The sequence below is a fragment of the Arthrobacter sp. Hiyo1 genome, from assembly GCF_001263615.2.
Classification (GTDB): Bacteria; Actinomycetota; Actinomycetes; order Actinomycetales; family Micrococcaceae; genus Arthrobacter.
Genome location: NZ_DF952476.1, coordinates 174,753 through 181,693, shown reverse-complemented (window position 1 = coordinate 181,693; position 6,941 = coordinate 174,753). Strand labels below are relative to the sequence as shown.

The following is a 6,941-nucleotide window of genomic DNA, read 5'->3' as shown; positions in this document are numbered from 1 at the left end:
TCCGGCCGGGCGGCCCGGATCACGGAGGTCCGGTCACTCTGCGCCTCCGCGAGGGCCACGTCACCGGGAATCACGACGACGGCGACGCCCCGCTTCTCGACGGCCGTCCGCATGGCGATTTCCAAGACCCTGGGCATCTGGGAAGGATGCGCGACGTGCTCGACATAAACGCTGCACTCCCGGAACAACTCCTGGGGATGCGTCTCCTGGAAGTACTGGCTGCCGATCTCTTCGCTGGGAATGTGGGCGGCGATGGCCAGCACCGGAACCCTGGACTTGTTGGCATCGTAGAGGCCGTTGATCAGGTGAAGGTTGCCCGGGCCGCAGGATCCGGCGCACACCGCGAGTTCATCCGTGAGGCCCGCCTCGGCGGCGGCCGCTAGCGCCGCGGCTTCCCTCGTGCCGGACGTGCACCCAACGGATGCTCTCCTCTTCCCGCAGCGCGTCCGTGAAACCGTTCAGCGAATCCCCGGGGATCCCGTAGACGCGTTGGACATTGTTGGCTTTGAGGGTGGAGACGATGTTCTTGGCAACAGTGTTCCTGGCGGCGGACATGGACTGTTCCTTTCGAGGGGAGGCAGTGCAGACACCGCCTACGCTACTCCGGAACACTCCATGGCGCCCGCTGCCCGACGCCGGGGTTCGGGTGGCCGGCGTCGCCGTGCTAGCGGTAGGTGCTGACGAACGGTCGGTTGCTCGGCACGATCTGCTTGCCCAGCGGCATGAGCGATACCGGAATGAGCTTCAGGTTGGCTATGGCCAGCGGGATCCCAACGATGGTGATGGCCATGGCGAAGGCCGTGACCACGTGCCCGATCGCGATCCAAATGCCCGCGACCAGCAACCAGATGACATTGCCTAGGAGCGTAAAGACGCCCCCGCTCCCGGGCTTGTCCACCACCATGCGGCCAAACGGCCACAGCGTGTACGAGGCAATCCGGAACGACGCGATGCCCCACGGGATGGTGACGATCAACAAGCAGCAGACGATTCCGGCCATGAAATATCCCAAGGCCAGGACGAAACCGCCGAAGACGAGCCAGATGATGTTGAGCAGCGTTTTCATATCTCCCATTGTCCCTTGCTGGATGCGGCCTGGGCCTAAGGGTTCGCCCTGAAATCCCCCTGATTTATGGTTTCCCGGTGTCCAGGACCGCTGACAAATCGAACTTCACGGGTTCCTCAAGCTGCTCATAGGTGCACGACTCCGGATCCCTGTCCGGCCGCCACCGCACGAACTGCGTTGTGTGCCTGAACCGTTCCCCTTCCATATGGTCGTAAGCCACTTCCACCACGAGTTCTGGCCGCAGGGGCGTGAACGACAGGTCCTTTCCTGCGCTCCAGCGGCTCCCTTCGGCGTTGCGGGGTGTCCGGCTGCCTTCCTCCTGCTCGGCCCATGCCCAGGGATGCCCCTCGAACCCGGTCACGAGGGGTTGGAGTTCGTCGAACAGTTCCTTGCGCCGCCGCATCGAGAAGGATCCCACCACGCCCACGTTGGAAAGCCTGCCGCCGTCGTCATAAAGCCCCAACAATAGCGAACCAATAAGATCGTCACCCGTCTTATGAACCCGGTAGCCGGCCACGACGCAGTCGGCGGTCCGCTGGTGTTTGACCTTGAACATCACGCGCTTGTCCGGTTGGTAGGTACCATCCAGCGGCTTGGCGAGCAGGCCGTCCAGGCCTGCGCCCTCGAACTGGTTGAACCACTGCTCCGCAGTTCCCTTGTCCCGGGTTGCCGCAGTGAGGTGGATGGGAGCGGCGGCGTCTGCGAGCGCTTGTTCAAGCGCTGCCCGCCGTTCGGCGAAGGGCCGTCCCGTGAAGTCCTCATCGCCAAGGGCGAGCAGGTCGAAGGCCACGAATTTCGCCGGCGTCTGCTCGGACAACAGCTTGACCCTGCTGGCTGCCGGATGGATGCGTTGCTGGAGGGCTTCAAAGTCCAAGCGGTCACCGGACTTGCCGACCAGGATGATCTCGCCGTCGAGGACGCAGCGTTCCGGCAGGTTTGCCTTCAACGCCTCGATGAGCTCCGGGAAGTACCGGTTCATCGGCTTCTCGTTGCGACTACCGATTTCGACGTCGTCACCGTCACGAAAAACGATGGAGCGGAAACCATCCCATTTGGGTTCGTAGCTCATGGCGCCATCCGGGACGGCACCAACCGCCTTGGCAAGCATGGGTGCGACAGGAGGCATGACTGGCAGCTGCATGAAGCCATTCTTGCCGCGGCAACGGGACTGCGCTAGCTGTTTATTCGCTTAAGTGGATAAAACCGCTACTTGCAGTTGGCGCTCAGCCAAGTGGTAACGGGAGCCATCGCCTTTTCGAACTTGCCGCTTGAGTAGACGGTCTGGTCTTTCAAGCCGGCAATCGCAGTGTCCTTGAGGTTGGTGAAATCAGCCTTGAGCGCGTCCGGGACACGATCCGCCGTTGCGGCGAGCTCGGCCTTGTATTGCTCCAGCTCGGCGGTCTTGCCTTGCGCCGCCGACATTGGCAACAACGACGCTCCCGTAGCTTCTTTGGAGATGGTGGAGCACATTTCGGCCGCCGACGCGAAGCCCCCGAATGGCCCCGATGATGGAGTCGGGCTTGCACTTGCGGATGCCGGGTCGGCCGTGGAAGAGGACGACGGCGTGCCCGCCGCTGCGGATCCCCCTCCTGGTGTGGAGCATCCGGACAGCGCCAGGGCGGCGAAGAGGGCGACTGTCAGGTATCGGATAGGGCCGTTAAGAAGTTTGGAAGAAATTTTCAAAGGTCGCATTCTGCTTGATCGTCGGTCTCCGGAACCGTTCGGTCTCCAGAGCAATGGCATTCTGTCCCCGCCGTGGAGTGTAGCCCGGATGGGCACCGACCTTCCAAGTTGACTTCGGCCCCCTTTTGGACCGCTTCCCTATTCCCGCACCAGCAACGTGTCCAGTTTGGTGAACGAGGTGCCCCATCCCTCGCGGGTCATGTCCACCCATTCGTCCGAGTCGAACGGGCCCTGGGTGAGATGAAGCCGGGTGCGGCCGCCATCCAGTACCTCGAACTCAAGGCGCATTTCCAGCAGGAGTGTGATTCCGGCGTCGGGCTCTGCTTTCTGGGTGGCGACCAGCAGGGCGGGCGGGTCGTATGCGGTGATGACCGCGTCGATGGGTGATTCCTTGGCGACCCCGTTCTCGTCCCAGGTCATGACGAGCTGCCAGGCTCCGCCCACACGAGGGTCGACGACGATCCGCTCGCGCGGCGAATCCACTCCGACAGGCCCGAACCATGCGGCGAGCTGCTCGGGGTCCACAAAGGCGTCGAAGACGAGCTCGCGTGGCGCATCGAAATCGCGGGTCATGGTAAGGATGTGCTGTTCGGTGTTCATGGTTTGACTCCTGGATCCTCTGAATCGTGCTGAATCTTGCGTAGGTGGGCGTCGAGGCGGGTGAAACTGGCGTCCCAGAAGCGCCTGTATTTGTCCATCCACTCGGTGGCTTCGCGCAGTGGTTCCACTTCAAGCTTGGAAGACCTCCACTGCGCACTCCGGCTCCGGCTGATCAGCCCTGCTTTTTCCAGGACTTTGAGATGCCGGGAGACGGCGGGAAGGCTGATGTCGAACGGTTCGGCAAGCTCGTTCACGGTGGCGTCACCCTCCGAAAGCCGGGCCAAAATGGCCCTTCGTGTGGGGTCGGCAAGTGCCGAGAAGATGAGACTGAGCCGGTCTGTGGACATTTCTTGCGCCTTTATATTTAACACCTCGGTTAATTAGCCGATGTGTTAAATATGCGACGACGGACGGCGGCTGTCAAGGGCTTCTTGCGGCGCTCGCTCACTTTTGGGGGCAAAACCGCAGACGCCCGCTCACATCATCTGAGCGAGCGTTTGGCGAAAGGGCGTTAAAGGTGAGCGCGCGTCGGGGGGGGACGTCAGGCTTTGGCGGCTTGGACGAAGGCGCGCACGAGGTCGAGGTCCTTGACTCCGCGGGAGGACTCCACGCCGCTGGACACGTCGACGCCCCAGGCCTCGGCTTCGAGCGCCGCGGCTCCGACGTTGGACGGGGTCAATCCTCCGGCCAACAACCAGTGGCGCGCACCAAGGCCCAGGTTCCGGACCGAGGCATAGTCCCATGCCTCGCCCGATCCCCGGCCACGGCGGCGTCGATCAGGAGAAGTTCCTCGCCCCACTCTTCGAACTCGTCCGGGGCGGCACCCATGGTGACGGCCCGGATAAGCCGCATGCCGCGTCGTGCACGGTCTTAACGTCTTCCGGCGAGCGGCTGCCGTGGAGCTGGACCCACTCGAGGCCGGCCTCGCGCGCGGTTGCGACGGCATCGGCGGCTGTCTCGTGGCGGAAGACCCCGACGGCGGCAACACCTTCCGGTACATGGGCGAGTAAATCCCGGGCACGGCCGGGCGATACCTCACGCGGGCTCTTCGTTAGCACGAAACCTACGGCGTCCGCGCCCGACTCGACAGCGGCATGCACGGATTCGGGCGTGCTCAAACCACACACTTTGACGAACATGCCGCGCCTCCAACCGTTTCCCTCCCTACGACGTTAGCAAGGGCCTCCGGGATTGTTGAACCGCACCAAGATTGCACCGATGTTACGCGAGCGTTCAGCCGGCCAACCGCGGGCCCGGGCTAGGCTGGAGCGCATGGAGATCATCCGCTTTGCCGAGCTCAAACCCGAACCGTGGCGCAACGGAGGCGGGGTGACCCGCGAACTCGCCAGTCATCCGAAAGCGGCATCGGCGCAGGACGGAGCATGGGACTGGCGGGTCAGCATCGCCGACGTCGGATCGGCCGGCGATTTCTCGACGTTCCCCGGCATGGAGCGCGTCATCACCGTGATCGACGGCGAATTGCTGCTGCTCACGGTGGACGGCGAAGAGCACCCCTTGGAAAAGTACCGGCCTTTCCGGTTTTCCGGCGAGGCGGCTTCGGCCAGCGCACTCCCGACCGGCGACATCCGGGACCTCAATGTGATCGCCAGGGCCGGCGAATTCAAGGGCTACACGTCCATCATCGAGCTCTCCAAGAAGCGCGCACACCCGGTGTTCCAAGGTCAGTTGGCAGTCCTTTTGGAGGGCAAGGCTTCTGTTAGTCCCGGCGCGGAGCCCGCGGAATCGGCTGTGTCCGGGGACGGCCCGGATGGTGTGGCTGCCGCCGCGCCTGCAGAGCCCCAGTCTGTGGAACTCGCGCGCTACGACGCGGTAGTAGGTTCCGATACCCGCAGCCCGGAAATCCTGGGCCGTGGCTTCCTCGCTGTCATCTCCATCGACCGCGTGGAGCATGCGCACTCCTAGTCCCAGCGGCGACATGTCCCTTGGTGAGGCTCGCCACCAAAGCTGGCCACCCGGCGTCGGGATTTGCTAGCCTCGAAGGAAGGCCCGCAGAGGGACCTCCGGACGACGGTTCAGTACCCGGCACGCGACAAGACTGGCCAAAGGATCTGTCATGTCGTGGTTAATCCTCATTCTGTCCGGCGCTCTAGAGGCCGTCTGGGCCGCAGCTCTCCACCGCTCCAAGGGCTTCCGCAAGCCGCTGCCCTCAGCCGTCTTCCTCGTCACCGTGGTTGCGAGTACCGCGGGCCTGGCCTTCGCGATGCAATCCATCCCCACCGGAACCGCGTATGCGGTGTGGGTGGGAGTCGGCGTCGTCCTCACGGCGGCATACGCGATGATCACCAAAGTTGAGCGCCCGACGGCGGCCCGGCTGCTCCTGCTCGCCGGAATCGGTGTGTGCGTGGTCGGCTTGAAAGTGGTGGCGTAGCCATGACCGCCAAGTTCGCATGGGCCATTCTGCTGGCCTCCGCCGTGCTCGAAGCTGTATGGGCGACGGCTCTCGGGCTGTCCGACGGCTTCAGCGAAGCCCTCCCCACCGTGGTCTTCGCCGTCACGGCAAGCCTCAGCATGATCGGACTCGGCATCGCAGTAAAACGGATTCCCCTGGGCACGGCGTACGCCGTCTGGGTCGGGATCGGGGCAGCACTGACCGTTGGCTGGGCGATGGCCACCGGCGTCGAACCGGCCAGCCCGCTCAAGCTGCTGTTCATTGCGGGAATCGTGGGTTGCGCGGCCGGGTTGAAGGCCCTTCCCACGGAGAAGCGTGAAGAAGTGAGCGAGCCCGCCCAACGATAAGCGCGGAATACTCCCCCGGGCCACGGAGTTGCCAGCAGGTGAGACGAAACACTCGGCGAAGGAGAATTACCATGAGCCCGGAAACCACGAACGTACAACTCGGTGACGGCCTGACCGTGAGCCCCCTCGGTTTCGGCGGGATGGCATTGACCCCCGTGTACGGCGAGGTGGATCCCGCCGCATCCCTCAAGACGCTGCATCACGCCGTGGATGCAGGCATCAGCTTCATTGACACCGCCGATATTTACGGCGCGGGCGACAACGAAGAACTGATCGCGAAGCTGCTGAGGGACCGACGCGACGAGGTTCAGTTGGCCACCAAGTTCGGCATCGTGGGCAACCCGCGCGAGGGCTACACCGATGTCCGGGGAGATACCGCGTACGTGGCCCAGGCGGCGGAAGCGAGCCTCCGCCGCCTGGGCACCGACGTCATCGACCTCTACTACATGCACCGCCGCGACCTCCGCGTTCCGATTGTGGAAACCGTGGAGGCCATGGCAGAGCTTGTCCGGGCTGGCAAAGTCCGGCACCTTGGCCTGTCGGAAGTGACAGCCGAGGAGCTGAGGGAAGCCAACGCCGTGCACCCGATCGCGGCCGTGCAGAGCGAGTGGTCCATCTGGAGCCGCGACGTTGAGCGCAACGTCGTCCCGACCGCGGCAGAGCTGGGTGTGGGCTTCGTACCCTATTCGCCGCTTGGCCGGGGATTCCTCACCGGCACCGTCAGCGCCGAGCAACTCGGCGAGAACGATTTCCGGCACCGCATCCCCCGTTTTGCGGACGGCGCACTCGACGCCAACCAGGCAGTTGTTGCCGCAGTGCGGGCCGTGGCCGCCGA

General features: G+C 64.0%; 9 protein-coding genes, 2 pseudogenes and 1 riboswitch. Of the genes and pseudogenes, 4 read left to right on the top strand and 7 right to left on the bottom strand.

Features of this window, described 5'->3' with window-relative positions; genetic code table 11:
* The 7 genes and pseudogenes from AHiyo1_RS21285 to AHiyo1_RS21255 all read right to left on the bottom strand — a co-directional run.
* Window positions 1-555, bottom strand: a pseudogene (locus AHiyo1_RS21285) (thiamine pyrophosphate-binding protein); the annotation flags it as partial.
* A gap of 109 nt (window positions 556-664) precedes the next feature.
* Window positions 665-1,066, bottom strand: coding sequence for a YccF domain-containing protein (locus tag AHiyo1_RS21280; RefSeq protein ID WP_059389916.1), 402 nt, complete (start codon window positions 1,064-1,066; stop codon window positions 665-667).
* 64 nt (window positions 1,067-1,130) lie between these two features.
* Window positions 1,131-2,207 (bottom strand): ATP-dependent DNA ligase, encoded by a 1,077-nt coding sequence (locus tag AHiyo1_RS21275; protein ID WP_059389915.1) that lies wholly within the window; start codon window positions 2,205-2,207, stop codon window positions 1,131-1,133.
* Between the two features lie 65 nt (window positions 2,208-2,272).
* Entirely contained in the window at window positions 2,273-2,536 is a 264-nt protein-coding gene (locus tag AHiyo1_RS27500; RefSeq protein ID WP_253257525.1) for a hypothetical protein, read from the bottom strand.
* A gap of 351 nt (window positions 2,537-2,887) precedes the next feature.
* Entirely contained in the window at window positions 2,888-3,349 is a 462-nt protein-coding gene (locus AHiyo1_RS21265; RefSeq protein ID WP_059389913.1) for an SRPBCC family protein, read from the bottom strand.
* The gene (locus tag AHiyo1_RS21260; protein WP_059389912.1) at window positions 3,346-3,696 is read right to left on the bottom strand and encodes an ArsR/SmtB family transcription factor; all 351 of its coding nucleotides are present in this window, start codon (window positions 3,694-3,696) and stop codon (window positions 3,346-3,348) included. The genes AHiyo1_RS21265 and AHiyo1_RS21260 overlap by 4 nt, the downstream gene beginning before the upstream one ends.
* Before the next feature lie 194 nt (window positions 3,697-3,890).
* Window positions 3,891-4,488, bottom strand: a pseudogene (locus tag AHiyo1_RS21255) (phosphoribosylanthranilate isomerase).
* A gap of 133 nt (window positions 4,489-4,621) precedes the next feature.
* Here AHiyo1_RS21255 and AHiyo1_RS21250 point away from each other — a divergent pair.
* The 4 genes from AHiyo1_RS21250 to AHiyo1_RS21235 form a co-directional block, all read left to right on the top strand.
* Entirely contained in the window at window positions 4,622-5,272 is a 651-nt protein-coding gene (locus tag AHiyo1_RS21250) for a HutD/Ves family protein (RefSeq protein ID WP_059389911.1), read from the top strand.
* 76 nt (window positions 5,273-5,348) lie between these two features.
* A riboswitch (guanidine-III (ykkC-III) riboswitch) is annotated at window positions 5,349-5,414 on the top strand.
* A gap of 9 nt (window positions 5,415-5,423) precedes the next feature.
* On the top strand, window positions 5,424-5,738 hold the full coding sequence (locus tag AHiyo1_RS21245) for a DMT family transporter (RefSeq protein ID WP_059389910.1): 315 nt from the start codon (window positions 5,424-5,426) through the stop codon (window positions 5,736-5,738).
* Window positions 5,739-5,740: 2 nt separating this feature from the next.
* Complete coding sequence (locus AHiyo1_RS21240; RefSeq protein WP_059389909.1) at window positions 5,741-6,106, top strand: DMT family transporter; 366 nt, start codon at window positions 5,741-5,743, stop codon at window positions 6,104-6,106.
* 71 nt (window positions 6,107-6,177) lie between these two features.
* Window positions 6,178-6,941 (top strand): aldo/keto reductase (locus tag AHiyo1_RS21235; protein ID WP_059389908.1); only part of this gene is annotated, 764 nt, incomplete at its 3' end.